The sequence below is a fragment of the Delftia sp. PX-1 genome (genome assembly GCF_055797465.1).
The window spans coordinates 3512968-3536316 of the sequence record NZ_CP184763.1; the positions used below are offsets into that span (position 1 = coordinate 3512968).

The window sequence follows — 23349 nt, forward strand, 5'->3', positions numbered from 1 at the left end:
ATCGCCCATCAGCTAGGCAAGCTATTGACGCTTGCCTAGTCTAAATTGGCTAATTGGCCATGATTTGTACGTTGTTGTACTTGGTCAGATAAGGTCCTAGAGGTTGATAAACCGATTTCGCAGCTGAACCGCCTCCAAAAACTGGGCCGCACGTGCCATTTTGATTATTGTTCCCAACAGCACCTACATAAATGCCAAGCGCATTAAATTGCTGAGAAACGACTGGTCCACCTGAATCACCGGGTCCGCCGCATGCAGAGAATTCATTGAAGTAGAAGTCGCGTGAATTGATTTGATGAATACTATTTATTCTGCTTATTGTACCGCAGCGCCATCCATTGCTTCCTCCGGAAGTACAAACGACAGAGGCGGCTGAGGCGGTTGCCAATGGCTTGACATTCGCCACATTTGTGCCTGTGGTTATGACTTGTCGTTGCAAGGTATGTACGAAGTTCGTGTTCCCAAAAATTGCAGCATCCATTGCATCTGGCCATCCGTCCGCGAAGTACTCTCCAATTAAAGGGCCTTTGATAGAACCAGTAGGGCTGCTGCCTAAATTAAAGTGCACGAAATTCCGAGCCTTATCGTAATTGTAGCAATGTGCAGCAGTAATTGAGCCTGGGTATATATTATCTATAATTACGTTGAAGCCTGTGGTGCAGAGGTACATGCTTTGTGTGGAGTTATTGGTGGAGCCTATTTTCGTTCCCCCGTAAATGGTTCCCATGAGTGTAATGGGGCCATCTTGCTCTTCGAGGAAAATAATCCCTGTGTCAAAACCTGTACGTTGGAGGATTTCAATGATGTAAGGAAAGTTGGATTTTCGTCCTCTGGCAAGTATTCTGTTGTTTTGCTCATCGATGCCAATGCTTAAGAGAACTTGCTCATTTCCCTGTGTTATGTCTCTAAAGGTATCTGCTAACTTTTTTTGTATCGAAACGAGATAATCTAGTCCATAGGTGACGGGTCTAAATGCTATTCTTTCATTGGAATTAATATTGTACTTCTTGGGTTGAGCTAATATTCGATTGCCAGCGATTCCAATAACTAACGTTGCTTGGTTATTGGTGTCATATTCAATCCAAGATCCACCGAAATCGTCGCCTAGTTCTTTTTTAATTTCATCCAGCCTTTTGCTGGATTCTTGTATTATGTTGTTATTGCTTTTTGTTGCATAGAGATCTAGTCCCTCTGCTTTCAGCGCGGACTCCATCGTCTCATGCTTAAAATATTGGAAGTTATTATCTTGGGCGAACGAATTTGTTGCAGCAAGAATACCCAGGGTGACGAACAATTTATACATGCTAGAGGAGACTGATGATTGATGTCGAAGCTATTTGTCATCATACGGCATATGTCCTCGGATGTGACATTTTTCATGGAATTTTAATCATTATGGTTGGTGTGCTTCCAATAATTGATTAGCTAAATAACGATGTTGCGGGTAGGTTGGGCGCACTGTCTTGGTGTACGTTAATTTGTGTTGGCTGTACAAATTTTTATCGCAATAAAAAGGCTATGTGGTTCGCCGTACCAAGCCTGACAGCCTCAGCGGGTTCCATCCGCGAGGTAATGCATGCCCCAGACCACCCAAAGCGCCGCCGATGGCGGCGTTGACCTGTTCGAGATTGCCGGTATCGATCCCACAGGGAAGACGGCAACCCAGGCCCCGACCGGCGACGTTGACCTGTTCGAGCTGGGCGGTATCTCCATCAATGTGCCAAAGCCCAAGCCACAGGGGATTGGCGGCTATGTGGCCGATGCCATCACCGACGTGTTCAAGCGCGCGGGCGGCGCCGCTCTCTCTGGCGTGGCTGCCGTGCCCGAGGCTGCGCAGTCGGGCATTCGCGCTACGGTGCGCAGCGGCGCCGGCGGCGACCCCGCCACAGTCATGCCCGGCGGTGCCTTCATCCCAGGCATTGACACAGACGACGCCATCAACGGCCCGATGACGCAGCAGCAGCGCGACCGCCGCGAGCTGCAGGCCGAGCGCGCGGCCGTGGGCGTGCGCCTGCCGGGCGCCGAGACGCTGGCCCGCGCCGGCCGCGATGCGCAGAAGGCCATCAACGACACGACCAGCCAGGCCACGCAGGACGCGGTGGCCAATTCCCAGATCACGGGCAACCTGCTCAAGGGCGAGATCGACTTCGGCAAGGACCCGTCCGTGCGCGGCTTCCTGATGCAGGGCGCAGACGTGTTCGGTTCGATGTTCCCGGTGGTGGCCACGGCGCTGGCCACGCGCAGCCCGGGCGCAGCCGGCGCGGTGGGCGGCGCCATGGCAGCGGGCGAGGGCGTGGAGAACGCGCGGGAGTTCATCGCCAAGCAGTCGCACGAGCAGCTGCTGGACACCAGCCCGCTGTACCGCCGCATGATCGATGCTGGTGCAGCGCCCGACGAGGCGCGGCGCATCACCAGCGCCAAGGCCGAGGACGCCTCGGCGCTGCTGCAGGGCGCGTTGGCCACGTTCGGCGACCGCTTCACCGGCAAGCTGGTGACGGGCGGGCTCGACCCGCTGCTGGCCCGCGTGGCCGGCCGCTCGGTGCTGGGCAAGACGGCGGCAGGTGCGGGCATCTCGGCGCTGGAGGAGGGCACGCAGGAGCTGACGGAAGGCGTGGCCTCGGACCTGGGCACCAAGAGCGTGGCCCACGGCAAGGAAATCGGCGAGGACTCGGCCGCCAACTTCGTGCTGGGCGCGCTGGGCGGATCTGCACCAGGTGCTGCCCGTGGCGTGGTTGCCGGCGTGAAGGATCGTAGGGGCGGCCAGGCGGATGCTGGCGGGCGCAACACGGTCATCGACGTGACCTACAAGGATGCCGAAGGCACCACGGTCACGGACGTGGCCACGACCGCAGACGCTGGCCAAGGCGACGGCGCTGCAGCTGCGCCTGCCCCGGCACCGGCACCGGCACAGACGGAGCAGCAGGCCGAGCAGCAGCGCGTGCAGCAGCCCGATGGCACGCCCGAATCCATGGACAGCACCACGGCTGCCACGCGCCTGGCCGAGCTGGAGGTGATCGACAGCACCACGGGCCTGAACCCTGTGCAGCAGGAGGAGCGTGCAGCGTTGGCCCAGCGCCTGGAGCAGGATGCTGCGCGCGAGGCCGAGCTGGAAGCCCTGGGCGATGAGCCCCAGGCCGTTGCCGCCGAAGCTGCTGCGGCCGAACAGGCCCCGGCGTTTGATCCTGGTGCAGTGCGGTCCAAGACCTGGCCGCAGTTCGTGCACGAGCGCGGCGAGAAGGTGGCCACCCTGCGCCGGGGCACCCCCATGTGGGACCAGCTGCAGCACGAATGGGCCGCCGTGAAGACGCGCCGCGCTGGCACGAACCCCGAGGGCACGGGCGCCGCCGGCACGCCCGTGCAGGAGATCCAGAACCGCGACCGCAGCCGGCCTGCCAGCGTGGTGCAGATGCAGGGCATGGCCCAGAACCCCGACTACCTGCGGCTGGGCGTCTCGCGCAGCCCCGAGTCTGGCGCGCCCATGGTGTTCGCCGTAGGCGACCAGGGCACGGCCGCGCAGGCGCTGGGCCGTGCCGACGTGGCCGTGATGAGCGACGGCCAGCGCGTGCCGTTCCGGTATGCGGTGATGGAGGCAGCCGACGTGCAGCCGTCCAACTTTGCGGACGGCGCCGTCAATCCGCTGTTCGACGCAGGGCACCCGGGCACCGTGAAGGCCCTGAACAACGGCCGCACGGCGGGCCTGCGCGCTGCCTACGAGCGCGGCACGGCCGACGCCTACCGGCAGGAGCTGGCTGCCGACAGCGACATGCACGGCATTGATCCCGCTGTCATCGAGGGCATGCAGGCCCCTGTGCTAGTGCGCCTGTATTCCGAGAAGGACAACCAGGTCAACATGGGCGCCAAGAGCCAGAGCCAGGCCCTGGGCCTATCCGCCACGGAGCAAGCCGCCACGGACGCGCCCCTGGTGGACGGCGGCGTGCTGGAGGTGTTCGACAGCGGCGCCCTGGACAGTGCTGCGAACCGGGACTTTGCCCGCGCCTTCATCGGCAAGCTGCAGGAGCATGGCCAGGACGTGGCCGGCATGATGGACGCCAACGGCGCGCTCTCGCCGGCCGGCGTCACCCGCCTGCAGGCGGCGCTGGTGCACAAGGCCTACGGCGACGGCGACCTGGTGGAATCGCTGTTCGGCAGCACGGACAACGATATACGCGCGATTGGCGAATCCCTCAAGGCCGTGGCCGGCGAGTGGGCCAACCTGCGCCTGGCGGCCGAGCGCGGCGCCATCAATGCCGAGGTGGACGTGACCGAGAACCTGCTGCAGGCCATCCGCCTGGTGCAGAAGGCCCGGCGCGAGCGCGCGGCCCTGCACGATGCCGTCCAGCAGGTAGACATGCTGACGGGCGACGTGCCCGATGCCCTGACCGTGGGCATGCTGCGCCTGCTCTACAGCGGCCACTACCTGACCCGGCCCGTAGGCCGCGACCGCCTGGTGGAGTCCCTGCGCGCATACATGGCCGCAGCGTTGGCGACCTCGGCCAGCGGTGATATGTTCGGCGAGCAGGTTGGTCCTGCCGCAATCCTTGCCGCCCTGAGCGGCCAACCCGTCCCACAGCGACCACAGACCAATGACACAAGCACCGACTCCCAGCAAGCCCCAGCCCCGCAAGGCAGCCGAGAACCCCCTGGCAGCGATGCTGCTGGGGAGCGTGCTCATGCAGCAGGGCCAGAAACACGGCGACAAGAGCCAGACGGAGCAGGGCGAGCAGTTGCTGGAGATCGCGCAAGCCGCACAAGGCAAGAAGCCGACGCCGCCGGCGGCGCCGTAGCGCCCGAGCTGGAGCTTTCCAGCTACACCCCCGAGGAAGTCCAAGCCCAGCAGGCCCAGCAGCAGGAGGCCGAGCAGCGCCGTGCGCGTGACGATGCCAAGGCCGAAGCCCAGGCACGGGCAGAACGCGAGCGCAAGGAGGTGGCCGAGCGCCAGGCGGCCAGCGCCGAGCACTTCCAGCTGGGCCAAGACGCGAAGGATGCGTTGAGCGGCCAGCAGGGAGTTTTCGACAAACCGGATGCCGCTGAGCCAGCGCGGCCAGACACTGCTGCAGCACCTGCAGCGAGCCAGCGGCCCAAGCTGCGTGACACGCGCGGTACGGGCGTGCGCCTGCATGGCACCAGCCGTCCGCTGCCCGCAGGCGGCCCCACGAATGATGGCGTCTACCGCGGCAACGTCCTCAACATTTACGGCCAGGGCTTCTACACCACAGACGCCGCCGACATCGCCGCCGGCTACACCCGCAAAGGGCAGGGCGGCGAGCCCACGCTGTATGAGATTGCCGAGCACTCCCCTGTCCGCCTGTATGACATGGATGCTCCGATGGAGCCAGAAGTGCAGTCCATGGCCAAGCGCGTTCTGGACGGCCTGGCCCGCGATGAGAACACGGAGACGGGCGAGCGCATCACCACGCTGGCCCAGCTGTTCGACGAGGCGCGCGCCGAGTCTCGCTACGAAGGCGTGAGTGCGGACGAGCTGCAGGAGCGGTTCGACGGCATTCGCTACAACTTGGAGGACATGGGCTATCGCGGGTTTGCGCATGTGGGCGGAGGAAAAACCGGCAGCCAGGCCCACAAGGTGAACATCTATTGGTATCCCGAGGATGATCTGTCCGTCACGCGCAGCGAGCTGTCCCGCTTTGAGGAAGGGGCTCAGCAGCCGGCGGGCGTGCCGTTCAAGCGCGCGGAGAGTTCCGTGGCGCCCACCATGACGGCCGACCTGGCCCAGGAACTGCTGCGCATCGCTGGTGGCTCGGTGCCGGCGGGCGCGCGCCGTGCGCCCCAGGCGCCCATGGCGCGCGTGCAGAAGGTCGTGGACGAAGTGCGCCAGGCCTGGGCCAATGCGCCGCGCATCAACGTGGTGTTCGACCTGCAGGATCCGCACGTGCCCCAGGAGGCGCGCGACACGGAGCGACTGCAGGCGGCCGAGGGCGCGGAGGGCGTGCCCAAGGGCTTCTACTTCGATGGCGAGGTCTACCTGGTTGCGAGCCAGCTGGCCACGCCGGAGGAAGCGGCTCGCGTGCTGTACCACGAGGCGCTGGGCCACCACGGCCTGCGCGGCGCCTTCGGCGAGAAGCTGGATGCGGTGCTGGACCAGCTCATCGTGGCCCGCCCCCGCGAGGTGCGCGCCAAACTGCAGGAGTATGGCGAGCTGGACGACCTGGTGGGCCGGCGCTACGCGGCCGAGGAGGTGCTGGCCGAGATGGCCGAGACACAGCCGCAGCTCGGCTTTGTCCGCCGCGCCGTCGCCGCCATCCGCGCCTGGCTGCGCACCCATGTGCCCGCGCTGCGCGACCTGGCCATGACGGACGCGGAGATCATCCGCGACTTCATCCTGCCTGCGCGCCGCTGGGTGGAGCGTGGTGCGGCGGCCGCTGCATCGGCGGTGTCGGCACGGCCCAAGTACAGCCTGGACAGCGGCGCTGGCCGGCGGGCGCTGCAGGAGCTGTCCCAGCTGGACGACTTGTTCACCTTGCCAAAGTCGAAGCAAACGGATCTGAAGGCCATCGCCAAGGAGCACGCTCCGGACATCGAGGTGAGCAGGCCGGTGAGCATTGCCGGTCGGCAGGAATACACGTTGAAGATGCCCGACGGCAAGAAGGCCACGCTGTCCGTGCGCCAGCCCAATCCCTACGGAGAGCAGGTCTACGACATGCTCTACACGGCGGAGGGCATGGAGGCCGTGGCCGGCCGGCCTGGCGAGAACCCGGAGGATGTGCCTCCCACCACGGACGTGTGGCTGGACGTCTCGAAGTTGTCCCGGGGGGACTCGGGCGCCATGGCATACAGCATCGCTTCTACCTTCGCGCACAACACCAACAGCATCTTCATCGGCGATCCTCACGGGCTGAGCAAGACCGCGCTGCGTCGCCGGCTGGAGCAGATGCTGTCCAGCGCCTTGAAGTTCGGCACCACGCGCCACCTGGCGCCACACCCTGACCAGGTGCGCGGTGGTCACGGAGTGCCGGGCCTGCGCTGGATCTACGGGGATGACGTCGGCAATGTGGAGCGCATGATTGCGGCGAGCGTGGCTGCCACGGATAATGCGTTCCCAACCTCCAACCAGATTGAATATGACGCAGACAGTGGATCGTTCCGACTTTCCAATTCCGGGAAGCAACTATCAAGACAGCAACTGGCTGGCTTGGTTGGACAATCCATCCGAGCAAGACGTGCAGTGGCTGGAAGCGGACCGGCAGAAGCGGAAGCTGGCTGGCGAACAGTTGCGCGAGCGGCTGTCTGGCGTGCCCTTCTACGCGGAGAGGGCAGCGCGGGTGAAGGCAATCGACGGGGACGAGGCGCTGTACTGGGAAGGTTTGCTGAGCGGCACGCACAAGTTCTAGGCGACCCCAGCCCCAAGCTGCGCGTTTTCTACAGCCGCCGCCCCGCTGCCGGCGCGGCCACGCCGGAACCCTCCAAGGGCAGGCTGGGCCGTCTGCAGGACAAGGTGGCGGACCTCACCGGCTACCGCTCGGTGGATGACTTCCTGTATTCCTGGCAGGACAAGTTCATCGATCTCAAGCGCATCCAGGAACACATCAAGGCCCTGAACGGTACCGTCACCGAGACGAACGACGCCTACCGGGGCGAGGAGCTGTACCACAAGCGCGTGGCCAAGCGCGCCGGCAACTTCTTGCGCGATGAGGTGCGACCACTGCTCAAGCGCATGAATGAGGCCAAGGTGGCCATCGAGGAGCTGGAGCGCTTTCTGCACGCCAGGCACGCGCCCGAGGCCAACCGCGTCATGGCCGAGCGCAACCCCGGCTCCCAGCAGTTGCAGGCCCACCGCGATGCCGCTGGCAAGACGGTGGAAGATCTACGCCGCCAGCTGCAGCGCGCCCAGGCCCGGGGCATGGCCACCGGCCCGGTGCAGAAGGCGCTGGGCCAGGCCCTCATTGACCAAGACCGCTGGAACAGCGCCGAGGCCTTCGATGGCACCGAGGAGGAACGCCTGTCCTTGTCAGGCATGAGCGACGCCGAGGCGGCGGCGGTGATGGCCGGCTACAGCCCGGAGCAGCGCCGGGTACTGGACGAGTTAGCCGCGCGCGTGGACAGGATGAACGAGGGCACCCTGAAGACTCTGGAGAGCTACGGGCTCATGGACCAGGACACGCTGTCGGCCTGGCGCAAGACCTACCAGCACTATGTGCCTCTGCACCGCGACGAAGCCCACCCGGACAGTAAGGCCCATCCCATCGGCCAGGGTTTCAGCACCAAGGGAGATGCATCGAAGAGGCGCACGGGCTCGAACGAGCGCGTGACCAACATCCTGAGCCACATCGTCATGCAGCGCGAGGCGGCGCTGACGCGCGGCGAAAAGAACAACGTGGTCAAGCGCATGTACCTGCTGGCAGCGCAGAACCCTGACAAAGAGCTTTGGAGTCTGGAACTGCCCAAGAAGAAGGCGCTGGACCCGGATACGGGCCTGGTCAAGACCATGGTGGATCAGGGCGCCAAGGCGCGCGACAACGTGGTGACGGTGCGCATTGGCGGCAAGGATCGGTACATCGTCTTCAACGAGCGCAACGAGAAGGCCGTGCGGTTGGCCGTGGCCATGAAGAACCTGGACGCCATGGAACTGGACCGCTTCACTCGGATTGCAGCCTGGATCACGCGCTGGTTCGCATCTGTGAATACCCAGTACAACCCTGTGTTCGGTGTCATGAACCTGGCGCGCGATCTACAGGGCGCCATGCTGCAGTTGTCCACTACGCCACTGGCCGGCAAGCAGGCCGAGGTGTTTCGCAACATCCGCCGGAACACGCGCGCCATCTACAAGGAACTGCGCCGCGAGCGCAAGGAAGAGGGCGCACCCACTGGCCAATGGGCGCAGCTGTGGGAGCAACTGCAGCTCGATGGCGGCACGACAGGCTACCGCGACCTGTATGCCGATCCCAAAGACCGCGCCAAGGCACTGCAAAAGGCGCTGGACCAAGCTGGCCAGAGCACGTCAGCTGCCGCCGGCGGCCGGGCCCTGCTGGGCTGGCTGTCCGACTTCAACGAAACGCTGGAGGCGACCACGCGCCTCGGTGTCTACAAGGCCGCGCTGGACCAGGGCATCAGCCGCCAAGAAGCTGCCAGCATCGCCAAGAACATCACGGTGAACTTCAACCGCAAGGGCCGCAACACCTCGGTGGTGGGGGCGCACTTTGCGTTCCTCAACGCGGCAATCCAGGGCAACAAGCGCATGCTGGAGACGCTGGCGGGGCCTGCCGGGCGCAAGATCATGATGGGTGGCGTGGCCCTGGGCATGGCGTCGGCCATGGCGGGGTACTTGATGATGGGCGGCGGCGATGGTGCCGACGACGAATGGAAGAAGATCCCCGAGTTTGTGAAGGAGCGGGCGATCATCATCCCGCTGGGCAGGCAGGACTATGTAGCAATCCCGCTGCCGCTGGGGTTCCATGTGTTCCCCAACATCGGCCGCACCATTGTGGAGATGGCTGTGCATGACGACCCGACCAAGAGCCGAATGGGGCACGTCCTGGACATGGCCGTGCTGGCCCTCGATGCCTACAACCCGCTGGGCGGGTCTGCTGATCTGGGGCAGATGGCGTCGCCCACCTGGTTTGATCCCGCGCTGGCCCTGGCTCGCAACAAGGACTGGACAGGACGGGAGATCTACCGAGAGGACCGGAATTCAAACGACCCGACGCCGGGCGCGAGCCGGGTGAAGGATTCGACTGCGGAGCCTTACCGCTGGATGGCCACCTTTGCCAATGCCGTGACGGGCGGCAACGAATGGCGGCCCGGCGCTGCCAGCCCGACGCCAGAGGCCATCGAGTACTTGGTGGAACAGATCACTGGCGGCGTGGGCCGCGAGTTGAACAAGGCCGTGGCCATGGCCACGTCCGCCTTCACTGGCGAGGAACTGGCGCCGCACCAGGTTGTTCTGGCAGGCCGGCTCTATGGGAACACGCGCGGCGCCAACGGCCAGAGCAACGCCTATTACGAGAACCTCAAGCGAATCAATGTCAGCGAGAACGAGTTCAAGGCCCGCGTTCAGCGCGGCGAGGATGCAGATGCGGTGCTGGCTGACGTTCCTCTGGCCAGGGCCCATGACGCAGCCAAGGCACTGGACAAGAAGATTTCGGATCTCCGCAAGTTCCGCCGCAGCGTACAGGCGAGCGAGGTTGCGGACAAGCGCGATCAGGTCAGGGCTATCAATCAGGAGATTGAGCTGTCCATGCGTCTGCTGAATCACGAAGTACACCGAACGCTAGGGTCAGCGAAAGTCTCTCAATCGTGGGAAGGCAAACGCGAATGACTTCTTGATTAAAGAGTTCAATGTTTTGCATATTGTTTCAGTTGACAATGCTTGACACTTTTAACGCATAACTGTGACCGTGCCCTGCGGTCCTGATGCCCAGCGGAGCTTGCTTGATGACGTTTTCTCTTTCGCGATGGCTGGCAGGGGTCGGCTTTGCTTTCCTACTCTCCTCCAATGCCGCGGCCCAGTGGTCCTACCCACCGGGCAGCTCTCTGGTTGTCCCGCCCGGCGGGGCGGTGGACCTGTCCTGCTCTTCTCTGGACATGCAGGGAACCTTGGATCTGGGCGGCGCGCTGACCGTCGATTCGTCGGCTACGTTCTCCAATACCGCTGCCATCACGAACAGTGGCGGAACGCTGTCGGTGGGCGGGGACCTGCAGATCAACGGATCACTGAATGCCGGCAACAACACGATCGAGCTGCGCGACGGCTGCGATCCGGGCAACACCAGCCAGCTCAGCGGCACCCTGGTCGTGCAGAACCTGACCATCAAGAGCAGCACGGGCCGCACCTTTGTGCTGCCTGTCGGGGCAAATATCACCGTGCTCGGGACGCTGACCGTCGAGGGAGTGCCTGGTCAGCCTGTGGTGCTGCAGGCTGCCAGCGGCACTGCGGTCATCAACCTGGGTCCCGGTGCGACGGTGGTACGCACCAATGCGACGGTTCCGCCCACTGTGCAGATCGGTGCAGGTCCCGGCCCATCGGCTGCGGCCATTCCCACATTGAGCGAATACGGGTTGGTACTTCTTTCTCTGCTGATGGGACTGACGCTCTGGCGTCAGCGCCGCACTGCACAACGTTGATTACACCACTTCCAGACCATGAAAAACATGAAATTCACGCTGCGCTCTGTCTCTTTCGCCGCGGCCATCGCCTTGAGCGGCGCTGCAATGGCGGCTCCTGGCGGTGCCGACATCACCATCACACCACCGGCCAATGGTGGATTCGTCATCAAGAACAATGCAGGCAATGCAGAGCGGCTCCGGGTGATGGAAACAGGCGATGTATATCTGCCCAACCTGTCCAATACAACGGAGGCTGGCAGCGTGGCCTGCTATGACGACGCGTCGGGACGACTGGGTAAGTGCGCGGCAGGCGCGATTGTGGGGAACCCGGGCCCGACAGGAGCCACCGGAGCGACCGGGGCCACAGGACCGGCAGGCGCGACTGGCGCCACTGGCCAGGCAGGCCCGGCGGGACCCACAGGTCCGATTGGCCTTCAAGGTCCAGCGGGCCAGACAGGCGCTCAAGGCCCCATTGGTGCCACGGGCCTTCAAGGTCCCACGGGGGCGCAGGGTGATATTGGCTTGCCTGGCCCAACGGGCCCCACCGGACCAGCAGGGGCTGGAGGAACTACTGCCACCTCAATGGCTGCTCACAACACTAGCGGTTCTGTAATAGCTGTGGTTCTCGGTGGGACCGATATTCCATTACCTAACTCGCAGAATCTTTCTGGTTTTGTGGCCAATGGTTCAAATACGATATTTACGGTTGCTTCGAGCGGCAGGTATAGAGTTAAATATTCTATTAAAATTACTAACAATATGCTTGTTTCGGCAAGGGTTCTGTTGAATGGTGCAACAGTTGATGCGCTTACAGAGAATACAGCGACCAGCGTCTCAAGATTCGATGGTGAATCAATTATCACTTTGAGTGCCGGCGATATACTGAATGTTCAATTCTTTGGAATGCTTGGGGCGGTGACTTTGCAGTCAGGTAGCGGCGCTGCTCTAATCGTGGAAAAGTTAAGCGATTAGTATATTTAAATTATCATAAAAGCGAGCGTCAGGCTCGCTTTTTTTGTTACGTGACTGTAGCCTAAAGAATCGTATTTTTGATAAAGGAGAGTCTCGAGGTCTTCAAATGGTCTGCGTGTGTCTGAGGGAAGATGGAGGGGTGAAGTCGATGTGGCTGGGGTTCGGGCCTACACATGATTAACCCTTTGGAAGGGTGTTGTGTAAGTTGATCCGAAGGCTGGGATGTTGTCCTGCGGAGGGGAAGACGTAGGAAAGATGTAGCCACCTTCATAGGCCCACGATGCTCCTTACAGCACGGAAGGTGCTTAGGCTGATCAGCGCGGAGCTGGAAGCCTCCACACATCGTTGCTACGAGGCAACGGCGGGATTACTGGCCGAGCCCAGAGCAAACAGCTGACTAGCCATACAGCTCTTTGCTATGACCAAAACCTGCCCAAAGTAGGCTGAAATAGTGTGAAAAAGGCATAACTTTGAAAAAACCAGAAGCGTGGCCATCGCTGCAAGTTGTTGATAAAAAAGGGCTTTTCTATTATTCCTATTTCGGCGGATCGGACTTTTAATCCGTTGGTCGCGAGTTCGAATCTCGCAGGACCCACCAAAGAACACAAGGCCTCGTAGCAATACGAGGCCTTTTTTCTTCGCTATCGAAGAAGTAGCAAGATGGGGCCGAAATTTCCAGGCCGCGTTCCGCAACTCTGGGCGTGTTCCGCAATTCACCGAACGGGCTTCACCTTCTTGCCCACCTTGTGGCGGATGTACTGGGCGGTCATGCGCTCCGTCGTGTGCTCCAGCCGTATCCCGCCGTCGTCATCCAACGTGTTGGCGGCCGTGGCGCGCAGGCCCCGAGGCTGGAACTGCGCCTTGGGAATGCCGGCGGCATCCCGAGCGGCGTCGAAGCGGTCGCGGAGCATGTTCTTGGTCAGGGGCTGCCGGCTTCGTTGAGCTGGCCGAGCAGGATTCAAACAAGCCGAGCATGTGTTGCGCGTGTCTGCGGGACGAGCAGGTTGTGGATCGTCTTGACGCCGCGCTACGTCAATCCACTACGGAAATCTTGAGCGCGTACGCCGATGACTTGCCCTGGCGGGCGGCTGCGCGGTTGAGGAAGACACGCACACGGTAGTCACCGCTGGCGGGCAATGCACCGGTCCATGTGGGGCCGTCTGCCACCTCGCCCCGGTACAGCGCTTCCTCGCTGCCGGGCGGCAGCACGTTGAAGTAGGTGGAGGTGGATTTCGTCTCCATGTGCACGGTCATCTTCTGCCCGGCAACCGCACGCACTATGTAGTCGTGCGCCTGCTCCTTGTTGCCTTGGAGCTTGCCTTGGACAGTCGCGCCCGACGTGCCTTTCTTGAAGGTCACCGCAATGGACGGAACGTCCGCCTGGGCGATCGCCGGCATTTGTACAAGCGTGATGGCAGCGAAAAATGCAGCTGCGCAAATTCTGGAAAGCATGCTGATCCTTTCTAAGAGGCACTGATCGCCTCGCTTGCATGCAGGCTACCAGATGATTTTCCGCTTGGGCGCACCCGACGGGCGTGGTTTGCAGGAAGAACTCCGATCAGTGCCGAGGCCTGCCCTGACGGGCCCTCCCGTCGCGCCGCCCCCGCCGATGACGGTAACGGTCATGGTTGTGATGCCTGCAGGCACCGTGCAAAGTTGGGGGCCGCCAGCGGCCGTTGTTGATTTGGTGTTTCTGGTCGCATTTTTCCTCTTCCCTAGATGCCTAGAAATTGAAACGGTAATGATTCCTGAAACTGCCGCGTGGCATCGCCCGAGAAGGTGTGGTTCTGGTCTGGGCCCAGATCCAGCTTGAGAACCTTGCCGGTTTTCTGGCTGAAGTCGAGTGCCTTGAGGTCTATCCAGAAGGTATTTGGCGTCAACGCTGATTCGAAGAAGTAGAGCTTGCGCTGGTGGTCGAAAACGGTTCTCCAGCGGGTTGACGAGATATTGGGCTCCTCCGGCGTATTCAGGCCGTAGGGCACCGAGGCGTTGCGGATCACGCTGAAGACGCTGGCCAGCGCCTTGTTGGGGTCCTGACTTTTGGGGATGGCGTTAACGTAGAAGGATGCGCGGGCAAATCGATCGGCGGCGCGATTGGTGCCGGGCAGCATGGTGGTGCCGCCCACTTGCTGCCAATAGGTGTTGAGAGCCAACTGCTGATCAAACGTCGGTGAATTGGTCATGACCTGGTATTGCCGGCCGTGATGTATCACCTGCCGGCCATTGATGTACTCGACGATGGCGCTGTCGCCGCTGGCGTCGGACATCGAGAGATGCAGCGTCGTCAGCCGGTTCTCTCCGGGAACGTTGTCGGAGACGATGGTGAAAGGTTCTTTCTCCAGCGCCGCAACGGCTTCCTGGACGGTGGCGAAGTTGTCCAGCACGTATTGCGCCCAGGCTGCAATGGTCAGGCCAGGCTTGCTGCCCGCACCGAAGGCCTGGTATTGGGACTCCACCAGCCAGAGCAGGTTGGCGTTGAGGCCGGCTTCATTGACTCCATCGGTGGTGGAGACGTCATAGCCCGAGGTGATGACGCTTCCGTATTTGGACGTCCAGCGCAACGAGTTGGGGCCTGCCTTGCCTGAGCGCTCCATTCCACGCGGGAGCACCCAGAGATTGCTGACGATGTCGCTTTTCCAATCCATGGAGCGCGCGGTGACGACCTGGCCATTCGCACCAAGAAAGACAAGGCGGGTGCAGGCCCAGGTGCTGGGCAGGGCCGTAAGGCCGGCAATTCCCATCAGCAATGCGCCCACTACGGGGTGAATCTGCAGTCTGCGTTTCTTCATGGCAACTCCTTTGCAGGCATTTGGACTGGCGCAGTGTAGTGCGTCATTCGTACCCAGGTCAGAAATGGCCGCCTTGTGAAAAGGCGGGCCGGCAAACTGGCGGTCATTGGAGATGCCGCGCATGGGCCTGCGCGCATGCGGGTGCAGAGGGCACCGCTGTCAGATGGCGTGGCTGAACATGGGGCTGGCCAGCATCGCCACCGCAAAGGAGATGGCGCAGATTGCAGACCACAGGAATACGAGGAAGAGGTGGCGCATCGTGCAGCTCTCGGGAGTGTTTGGTGGTTCTTGCCAGTTCAATTGCGGATGCGGTTCAGAATGCGCAGCCCGAGCATTGAAAGGCGTTGCAGCAGAGGCCGTGGCTCCATGCGCAGCAGCAACAGCTGCTGGCCGCCGCGCACGGGAAAGGCTTCCAGCAGGCTGCGGTGGTAGCGGGCATCCGGGTCCGGGTTGAAGCTTTCTGTGGGAACGACTCGATGCATCTTGTATCTCCGTCATGTGATTTCGGAAGCCTTTGGGGAGCGCGGCCTCTGACGGGATCTATTTCAATTGGTTTCGCGGCGTTTCCGTGCGGGTCAAGTTTGTGGCCGCATGTAGGCCGGGTCTGTACGCTGCGTATGTGTTTTGCGCACGTGCTGTGCGGCCTGTCCGCAGGTCTTCACAGGTGTGAGCAGCGCGTCTGCAACCGCTTTGCGGCGGCTGGCAGTCCCTAGAATTCGGGATCCCCATCTCATTTGCCAGGAGTTCCATGTCCTCCGTTCCCACGCTTCAGATCCGGCCCGTTGCACAGGCGGACCATCAGCAATGGCTTCCTCTTTGGCAGGGCTACAACGCCTTTTACGGGCGCGCTGGCGAGACGGCGCTGCCCGATGACATCACGCAGGCGACCTGGGAGCGCTTTCTCAATCCGCTGGAGCCGGTGTTTGCGCTGGTGGCAGAGCGCGAGGGTGAGCTGGTGGGCCTGGCGCACTACCTGTTCCACCGCAGCACCACGCGGCTGGAGCCCGTGTGCTATTTGCAGGATCTGTTTGCCGATGCACGCCGGCGCAAGCAGGGCATAGGCAAGTCGCTCATCCGCGCGGTCTACGAGCAGGCATCCCTGGCGGGAGCGCGCCGTGTCTACTGGCAGACGCAGTCTTCCAACGAAGCGGGCCGTGCGCTGTATGACCAGGTGGCCGAGCATCGTGGCTTCATCGTCTACGGACACGAACTCCAGGGCAGAGCCTGACGCTTTGTTGTCGGGTTGGCGATCCAGAGAAGAAACCTGTTGAAACAGCGGGTGCGCGCAGCCGATGCAGGTCCGCCGGGGGGGCTTGGCAACCCTAGAATCACGCGTTGTCCTTTCGCTGCTTGCGCTGCACCCCCATGTCCAATCTCATCGTCCACGGCGGCACGCCCTTGCGCGGCCGCGTCGTTCCTTCCGCCAACAAGAATGCCGTGTTGCCGATCCTGTGCGCCACGCTATTGACCGATCAGCCGCTGCGGCTGCATGGCGTGCCGGACATCACCGATGTGCGCAAGATCCTGGACATCTTCCGCACGCTGGGCAGCGAGGTGCAGCTGGACGAAACCACACGCACGCTGCAGTTGCATCATCGCGATACGCGCTTTGATGCATCGTCGCATCGCCTGCCGGAGGAGATGCGCTCTTCCATCATGCTGGTGCCGCCGCTGCTGGCGCGCTTTGGCGTAGCGCGGCTGGAGGACAACGTCAAGGGCTGCACGCTGGGCGTGCGCGAGATCGATCCGCACGTGGACATCTTCCGCTCCTTCGGAGGTGAGGTGGAGCGCGCCAGCGGCTCGCTGCTGATCCACAGCGCACAGCCGCTCAAGGCCGTGCGCCACTGGCTGGACTACGCCTCCGTCACGGCGACAGAGAATTTCGTGCTGTGCGCCGTGGCCGCGCAGGGCGAGTCCATGCTGACCAATGCGGCCTGCGAGCCGCATGTGCAGGAGTTCTGCCGCTTCATGGTGATGATGGGCGCCGACATCGACGGCATCGGCACCTCGCGGCTGACGGTGCGTGGCGGCGCGCCGCTGAGCGGCGGCGAGTTCAGCTTCGAGGAAGACTTCCACGAGATCACCACCTTTCTCGCGCTGGGCGCGATCACGGGCGGCGATGTGGAGGTGCGCAACAGCACGCCGGACAACTTTCCGCTGATCGACCGCACCTTCGCCAAGTTTGGCGTGCAGGTGGAGCACAAGAACGGCTGGTCACGCGCGCTGCGCTCGGGGCCGCTGAAGGTGCAGACGCCGTTCACCAGCAATGTGCTCACCAAGGTCGAGGCTGCGCCGTGGCCGTACTTTCCGGTGGATCTGCTGCCCATCTTCATTGCGCTGGGCGTGCATGCGCAGGGCAATGCGCTGTTCTGGAACAAGATCTACGATGGCGCGCTGGGCTGGACGGGAGAGCTGTCCAAGTTCGGCGCCCATGTGTTTTCTTCGGACCCGCATCGTGTGGTCACCTTCGGCGGCAATCCGCTGACGCCGGCCGTGGTGGAGAGCCCCTACATCATCCGCGTGGCGATTGCGCTGTTCATGGTTGCCAGCAGCATCGAGGGCCGCTCGGAGATCCGCAACGCCACGCCGATCCGCCGGGCGCATCCGCACTTCGTGGAGAACCTGCGCAGTCTGGGCGCTCGGGTGGAGTGGACCAACGAGGAGTGATGGAAAGCGGCGATGCGCAGGCTGCTAGGCCTGCGCCGCCGCATCCGAGAATCTCTTGGCCGCCCTGAGCAGGTAGCTCACGGCATAGAGGATGGGGTCGTCCGTCTCGTCGTCGTTCACGCGGTCAATGATTTCCAGCAGGCCCTGAAGGTCGGCGGACATTTGTGGCAGCACGCTGCTGGCCAGGGCCTCCACCGGCTGCTCGGCAGCGGCGCGGTCCGCCTTGAGGTGATAGCCGCGCAGCAGGTCGCGGACACCGATCACCATGGCGCGGCTGGATCTTTCCACATGCATTTCCAGCACGCTCAGCGCTGCGCTGATGTGGCATAGCGCGTCTGTTGCCAGGGTCTCCGGGTCGTGCGGGCTGGCGACGGCCTGCGCAGGATGCACGGAGGCTGGCATGTCTGTGTCCGGCATGGTTCTGTCCTTGCGCAATGTGTCCTGGATTCAGGGCTGGTGGTTCGAGGGCGTGGATGTGGGCTTGCACAGCCCCCGGGCGGGTCGTTTCGAGTTTTATGCCAACTTGGAATCATGTCAACTAGGCATGAATCTGAATTTGCATCCGGCAGGTACCATCGCGCAATGCAACGCAAACCCTTTCCCAGCGAAACCCAGGAGCGCTTCATCGTCCGTTTTCCGGATGGCATGCGTGATCGCATCTCGGAAGCGGCAAAGGCCGGCCACCGTTCCATGAATGCAGAAATCGTTGCGCGCATACGGCGCAGCTTCGAATTGGACGAAGCCGGCGATGCCGACCAGGCCGGTGTCGAGCAGGGTGCGGCGGGATTGAGAGAGGAAATTTCGCGCCTGTGCCAGTTGCTGCAAGAGCACAAGGACGCTGCGGCAGGCCTGTTCGAGGCGCACAAGGAAGCGGTGGTGGACGAGGCACTGAAACGCCTGCGCTCCGAAACAGGCATGGCGGCAGGCCGCGCTCCGGGGAAGAGATGAGGCTGTAGGCCTGAGACCACGCTCATCGTTGCCGAGCGCTGGCGCTTGTCCTTGCGGGGCGCGCTTATCGTTGCGTCGGGTCTGCAAGGATCCATCCCTTTTTTAGAAGCTCTTGCAGCAAAGGACGCAGCTATGAACACGGATCAGATCAAGGGCACGCTCAAGGATGCCGCAGGCAAGGTGCAGCAAAAGGCTGGCGAGTTGATCGACAGCCCCGAACAGCAGGCCAAGGGCATTGCCAAGCAGGTCGAAGGCACGGCTCAGAAAAAGCTGGGCGATGTGAAGGAAGCCCTGAAGGATGCGAAAAAGTAAGGCGCCCACGCTGCCTTGATGGACGAACAAGCCCGCCACTCCCTGGCGGGCTTTTCTTTTCAGCGAGTTTTGACGGGCGCAAGCCCGAGCAAGGCGTTCCTTGCTTCCTTTATCAGGCGATCTGGGGCAGCTTGCTGCCGGGGTCCGCGGCCACGTGCACACGGTCACGGCCTGCCTGCTTGGCGGAGTAGAGCAGGGCGTCGGCGCGCGTCAGCGCATCGGTCAGGGCGGTGTTGGCGGCCACGGGGGCGATGCCGAAGCTGATGGTGATCCGCTGGCCGGCTGCCAGCACATAGCCGTCCGCGCTGAGCTGAGCGCGTATGCGCTCGGCCACGCGCTCGGCCTCCTCGGGCGTGGTGCGCATCAGCAGCAGCACGAATTCCTCGCCGCCAAAGCGTGAGACCAGATCGTCGCTGCGCACATGCTGCTGCAAGGTCCTGGCCACGGCCTGCAGAACGCGGTCGCCACAGTCATGGCCCCAGCTGTCGTTGATGCGCTTGAAGTGGTCTATGTCGCCGATCAGCACGGAAACCGGCGCCATGTGCGAATCGGCCAGGCGCAGCTCGGCGGCCTCCTGGAAGGCGCGACGGTTGAGCAGGTTGGTCAGCGAGTCGTGGTTGCGCTCCTGGCGCAGCGCGGTGAAGACATCGCGCACCGTGCAGGCCAGCAGCATCAGGGTGAACAGCAGAGCAAACGACAGCGTGCTGACCAGAGTCACCAGCCAGTAGGTGGAGCGAGCAATCTCATTGAGGTCGGTGCTGCCCAGGGCCAGCACCAGCAGCGGCCGGGCGGCGGTGTAGCCGGCAAACACCACGTAGGACCAGTAGAGCATTCTCTCCAGCCAATCCTGCGGTGGCCGGCGCCGCAGCATGGCGGGCGCCGGCAGCAACTGCAGCAGGCCCAGGCCTGTGTTGAGCCAATGCACGCGTACCCACAGATCGACCTGGATCCGGCTGTAGTAGTACAGCGCGGCCAGAACCACCGCACCTATGAGCAAACCCAGCACGGGATGGGCCGAGACCCCGTAACGCCCCGCCATGCAGCGCGCAAAGCACCAGGTGCCAAACAGGTACATGGCGCCTGTGTACACGGCCCAATGGTGGAGTTGTTCGCGGGGGGCAATGCTCTGCCATGCAAGCGCCAGGGAAACCAGGGCATAGCCGCCGGCAATCCACAGCAGATAGCGCTGGCGACGCTGCACCAGCCAGCACACGGCCAGCGTGCAACTGAGCAGCAAAATGCTCAGCGGCGCAATCAGTACATAGAGGCGATCGGTATCGAGTGACACATCCACAGCGTGTTATGCACTTGCAGGTGCGAAAGACGGCGGCTGGCAGCTTCCAAGCCCAGGCATTCAATGGCGCGGCAGCCGCAAGCGTCATTGCATTTTGCATCCGATGTCACCGGCGCTTGCCACTGCATATGCACTGTTCCGCGTTGTGCACAGCGGGTGATATCGGGTCTGCCCGCGCGCAGCCTCAAGTTCCCGGTATTTCTGACGAAAAAGCAAGTCATCTTTTCCGGATTGATGGGCCATGTCGATATGGCGGGGCTTTTCACCGGAAGACGGCCGGCGCTAGTGCGCGTGGCCTGTTGTTTCACCTTTCCTCTGTTCAGTTTTTCCGACGAGAGTTCTACGAATGAAATTTGATCAATGGAGCGTGTCCGCCAAGCTTTGGGGCACGCTGGGCGGCTTGTTGGCGATGATGCTTGCGGTATCGCTGTGGGCACAGTTTGCGGCGGCCCGCGCCATGGACCAGGGCATGCAGACGCTGTCCGAATATGAGAACCGCATCGGTCTGGCCATACAATGGAAGGGCGCAACGGAAACCACGGGCGAGCGGGTGCTGGCCAGCAATGCCTCCACCGATGAGGAATTGACGCGCCTGCTCGACGGCCGGGTCAAGGAGGGCTCTGGCCTGATCACCAAGCTGCAGGCCGAGATCGTCAAGGGTGCCAGCGAGGCCGACAAGGCTGCGCTGGAGCGCATCGCCAGCATCCGTGCCGAGGTGCTGGCGCTGAACAAGCGGGCCCGCGAGATCAAGTTGACGGGCGATGCCGCGGCGTTCCGCGAGTTCGTCCAGCAACAGTACCTGGGTGCCATCGGCCGCTATGTGGACTCGCTGGAAGTCTTTGTGCAGCTGCAGCGCAGCCAGCGCGATGCGGCCATGGAGCAGGCCCAGGCCGCGCGCCAACAGGCAAGTGTGCTGGCCTGGATTGTCCAGGGCGTGGTGCTCCTGGCCGGACTGGCGCTGGCCTTCGTGCTGACGCGTGCCATCACGCGTCCGCTGGAGCGAGCCGTGCAACTGACCGATGCCATTGCGCAGGGCGACCTTACCGTGTCGGCCGAGGACAGCCGCAAGGACGAATTCGGTCATCTGCTGCGCTCGGTCTCGGGCATGGCGGCACGGCTGCGTGGCTTGGTGACGGAGGTGCGTGACAGCGTGCACTCGATCTCCACTGCATCCACCGAGATTGCCGCCGGGAATCACAACCTGTCTTCGCGCACCGAGCAGACGGCGTCGAACCTGGAGGAAACGGCCGCCAGCATGGAGCAACTGACCGCGACCGTGGGCCAGGCCGCCGACACCGCGCGCCAGGCCAATCACCTGGCCGGCAGCGCCGCCCAGGCGGCCGAGCGCGGGGGCGCCGTGGTGGGCCATGTGGTGGCCAGCATGGACCGCATCAGCGACAGCGCACGCCGCATCTCCGACATCATCGGCGTGATCGACTCCATTGCTTTCCAGACCAACATCCTCGCGCTCAATGCCGCCGTGGAAGCGGCCCGCGCGGGTGAGCAGGGCCGTGGCTTCGCTGTCGTGGCTGGCGAAGTGCGGGCCCTGGCCCATCGCAGCGCAGAGGCCGCCAAGGAGATCAAGGGGCTGATCAGCACCTCGGTCGATGCCGCGCAGGAAGGCTCTGCCCAGGTCGCCCAGGCCGGCCAGGTGATGGATGACATCGTGGGCAGCGTGCGCAAGGTCTCGGACATGATTGGCGAGATCACGGCGTCTTCCACCGAGCAGCGCGACGGTATTGGCCAGGTCAACCAGGCCGTCAGCCATCTGGACCAGATGACGCAGCAAAACGCTGCCCTGGTGGAGGAGTCCGCAGCGGCAGCGGCCGCACTGAGCGACCAGGCGCAGCGCCTGTCGGGTATGGTGGCCGTATTCAAGGTTGGCAACGCTGTGCCAGCCCTGCGATAGCGCGTGCAGAAAAAAAGGACCGCCGGGGGCGGTCCTGTTGCAGAGAAAAGCCGTGGCCCTTGCGGGCCTGCCAGGGTAAGTCAGTGAGAGGGGAGGGAGGAGATAGTCTCCCTGGCTCGGCTGGAAAATGGTTCGTGGTGGTGGCGGATTGCTCCAGTGGCCGTTGAGGCCTTGCCGTTGCGTGACGGGATGCCCATGGCTTGCGGGTGCTGCACTGAAGTGGGCATCATGATTTTGGAGAGTGCAGGTGTAGGACAGTTCCCTGTGCGATACCTGCTGTTTCCCTTGTTGTGATTGCTTGGGTACCGAAACATGCAGGCACCTCTCGGCTCACACATCAGCACTACATTGAAGAATTTGTAACTTCTGGGCAATAGGGTTAACCCCTTGCTTCTGGCAACAAAAAGCCCGCACTTGGCGGGCTCTGTCGCAGCTTCGTGGCTGCCGGAAGGCGTGGCAGGCCGCATCTCATATGGCGAAGGGAGTGCGGTCCTTGCCTTCAATCCAGCGGGGCTGCTTGCCGCGGCCGGTCCAGGTCGCACCGGTGGCGGGATCGCGGTACTTGGGAACGCCGACCACGCGGAAACCAGCGCCAGTCTTGGCTTTGGACGAGGGAAAGACATCGGCCTCGGTCAATCCGTATTGGTCGATGATGGTGCGCACCTGGGCAATGGCTCCGGACTTTTCGGTCTTGAGCACTTCGGCGATCTGGGCTTCGAGCTGGGCTTTCTGCTGCAGCAGTGTCTTGTAGTCTGTGGTCATGTATATCAATGAATGTTGATCTGCCAATATAAAGGAATCCGGGAGAGCTTTTGGCAAAGTGAGCCTACACTGCCGCGCAACACCCGGATGACGACAGGCGTATTGTCAGAGAGCCTGTTTGAGAACAGGTTCCCATGTTGCCTGAGTCTAGGCGAGTCTGACGCTGATTTTTGTGGCGTATGGAAACCGGGTCATCGCATCTGCCACCGCTGCGCAGGTGCTGGGAAACAGGGCCGTGTAGCAGGCGCCGGCCACTTTGATGATGCATCGCTTCATGTTTCTCTCCCCTTGAATGACAGGTCTGCCTGCTTATCGGCATCTTTGCATCAAGATGAAACATTTTGTATCCTGCTCCCTGCCGATCCTGGTCAGGGGCCTTCATGGATCCATGGCAGTCCAGGAAGGGTAAGAAAAGGCCGCATGGTGCACCCCAAAAATATGAGGGAGGGAAAAACACAGGGTGCGCGGCGCAAACGGCAGGACCCTGGTGCAAGGCACTGGCGTTTGCGACAAAAAGATCCCGCCTGCAGGGCGGGAAATGTCTGTGTTACAAATTGACACTATAGCATGCATCCGTCCAGGATGTGACGATAACTTGCAAAAACCTGACGACTCAGACCCCGGTGGCGTTGCAAGCA

The 23349-nt window shown here is 62.4% G+C and carries 16 protein-coding genes and 1 tRNA gene; 9 read left to right on the plus strand and 8 right to left on the minus strand.

Going from position 1 to position 23349, the window contains the following annotated elements:
• Positions 1-49: 49 nt before the first annotated feature.
• A complete protein-coding gene (locus ACN20X_RS16230) occupies positions 50-1294 on the minus strand; it encodes a S1 family peptidase (protein WP_473209609.1) in 1245 nt (414 codons plus the stop codon).
• A 282-nt stretch (positions 1295-1576) separates the two neighbouring features.
• Between ACN20X_RS16230 and ACN20X_RS16235 the strand changes: the two genes are divergently transcribed.
• The 4 genes from ACN20X_RS16235 (at position 1577) to ACN20X_RS16250 (ending at position 12628) form a co-directional block, all read left to right on the plus strand.
• Entirely contained in the window at positions 1577-10270 is an 8694-nt protein-coding gene (locus ACN20X_RS16235; RefSeq protein ID WP_473209610.1) for an LPD38 domain-containing protein, read from the plus strand.
• 116 nt (positions 10271-10386) lie between these two features.
• A complete protein-coding gene (locus tag ACN20X_RS16240) occupies positions 10387-11076 on the plus strand; it encodes an IPTL-CTERM sorting domain-containing protein (protein WP_043790551.1) in 690 nt (229 codons plus the stop codon).
• An 18-nt stretch (positions 11077-11094) separates the two neighbouring features.
• Positions 11095-12030, plus strand: a complete 936-nt coding sequence (locus tag ACN20X_RS16245) for a BclA C-terminal domain-containing protein (protein ID WP_473209611.1) — start codon at positions 11095-11097, stop codon at positions 12028-12030.
• 518 nt (positions 12031-12548) lie between these two features.
• Positions 12549-12628: transfer RNA gene (locus tag ACN20X_RS16250), tRNA-Lys, on the plus strand.
• Positions 12629-12743: 115 nt separating this feature from the next.
• On the opposite strand, the gene ACN20X_RS16255 is transcribed toward ACN20X_RS16250, so the two are convergent.
• The 4 genes from ACN20X_RS16255 to ACN20X_RS16270 all read right to left on the minus strand — a co-directional run bounded on the left by ACN20X_RS16255 (position 12744) and on the right by ACN20X_RS16270 (position 15301).
• The gene (locus ACN20X_RS16255) at positions 12744-12941 is read right to left on the minus strand and encodes a site-specific integrase (protein ID WP_016454860.1); all 198 of its coding nucleotides are present in this window, start codon (positions 12939-12941) and stop codon (positions 12744-12746) included.
• A gap of 121 nt (positions 12942-13062) precedes the next feature.
• The gene (locus ACN20X_RS16260; protein ID WP_473209612.1) at positions 13063-13482 is read right to left on the minus strand and encodes a hypothetical protein; all 420 of its coding nucleotides are present in this window, start codon (positions 13480-13482) and stop codon (positions 13063-13065) included.
• 263 nt (positions 13483-13745) lie between these two features.
• Entirely contained in the window at positions 13746-14819 is a 1074-nt protein-coding gene (locus ACN20X_RS16265; protein WP_473209613.1) for a linear amide C-N hydrolase, read from the minus strand.
• Between the two features lie 296 nt (positions 14820-15115).
• On the minus strand, positions 15116-15301 hold the full coding sequence (locus ACN20X_RS16270) for a hypothetical protein (protein WP_016446831.1): 186 nt from the start codon (positions 15299-15301) through the stop codon (positions 15116-15118).
• Between the two features lie 266 nt (positions 15302-15567).
• Here ACN20X_RS16270 and ACN20X_RS16275 point away from each other — a divergent pair, with 266 nt between their 5' ends.
• Together ACN20X_RS16275 and ACN20X_RS16280 are read left to right on the plus strand one after the other, a co-directional pair.
• Positions 15568-16047, plus strand: a complete 480-nt coding sequence (locus ACN20X_RS16275) for a GNAT family N-acetyltransferase (RefSeq protein WP_473209614.1) — start codon at positions 15568-15570, stop codon at positions 16045-16047.
• Between the two features lie 137 nt (positions 16048-16184).
• Complete coding sequence (locus ACN20X_RS16280) at positions 16185-17486, plus strand: UDP-N-acetylglucosamine 1-carboxyvinyltransferase (protein ID WP_252651753.1); 1302 nt, start codon at positions 16185-16187, stop codon at positions 17484-17486.
• Between the two features lie 24 nt (positions 17487-17510).
• Here the strand turns inward: ACN20X_RS16280 and ACN20X_RS16285 are convergent, their stop codons facing one another.
• The gene (locus tag ACN20X_RS16285) at positions 17511-17903 is read right to left on the minus strand and encodes a hypothetical protein (protein WP_473209615.1); all 393 of its coding nucleotides are present in this window, start codon (positions 17901-17903) and stop codon (positions 17511-17513) included.
• A 165-nt stretch (positions 17904-18068) separates the two neighbouring features.
• Here ACN20X_RS16285 and ACN20X_RS16290 point away from each other — a divergent pair, with 165 nt between their 5' ends.
• Both ACN20X_RS16290 and ACN20X_RS16295 read left to right on the plus strand, forming a co-directional pair.
• On the plus strand, positions 18069-18434 hold the full coding sequence (locus ACN20X_RS16290; RefSeq protein ID WP_016446835.1) for an Arc family DNA-binding protein: 366 nt from the start codon (positions 18069-18071) through the stop codon (positions 18432-18434).
• A 132-nt stretch (positions 18435-18566) separates the two neighbouring features.
• The gene (locus tag ACN20X_RS16295; RefSeq protein WP_016446836.1) at positions 18567-18746 is read left to right on the plus strand and encodes a CsbD family protein; all 180 of its coding nucleotides are present in this window, start codon (positions 18567-18569) and stop codon (positions 18744-18746) included.
• A gap of 112 nt (positions 18747-18858) precedes the next feature.
• Here the strand turns inward: ACN20X_RS16295 and ACN20X_RS16300 are convergent, their stop codons facing one another.
• A complete protein-coding gene (locus ACN20X_RS16300) occupies positions 18859-20034 on the minus strand; it encodes a GGDEF domain-containing protein (protein WP_223275125.1) in 1176 nt (391 codons plus the stop codon).
• A 352-nt stretch (positions 20035-20386) separates the two neighbouring features.
• On the opposite strand from ACN20X_RS16300, the gene ACN20X_RS16305 reads away from it, so the two are divergent.
• Entirely contained in the window at positions 20387-21949 is a 1563-nt protein-coding gene (locus ACN20X_RS16305; RefSeq protein ID WP_016446838.1) for a methyl-accepting chemotaxis protein, read from the plus strand.
• Between the two features lie 468 nt (positions 21950-22417).
• On the opposite strand, the gene ACN20X_RS16310 is transcribed toward ACN20X_RS16305, so the two are convergent.
• Entirely contained in the window at positions 22418-22711 is a 294-nt protein-coding gene (locus tag ACN20X_RS16310; protein WP_016446839.1) for an H-NS histone family protein, read from the minus strand.
• Between the last annotated feature and the right edge of the window lie 638 nt (positions 22712-23349).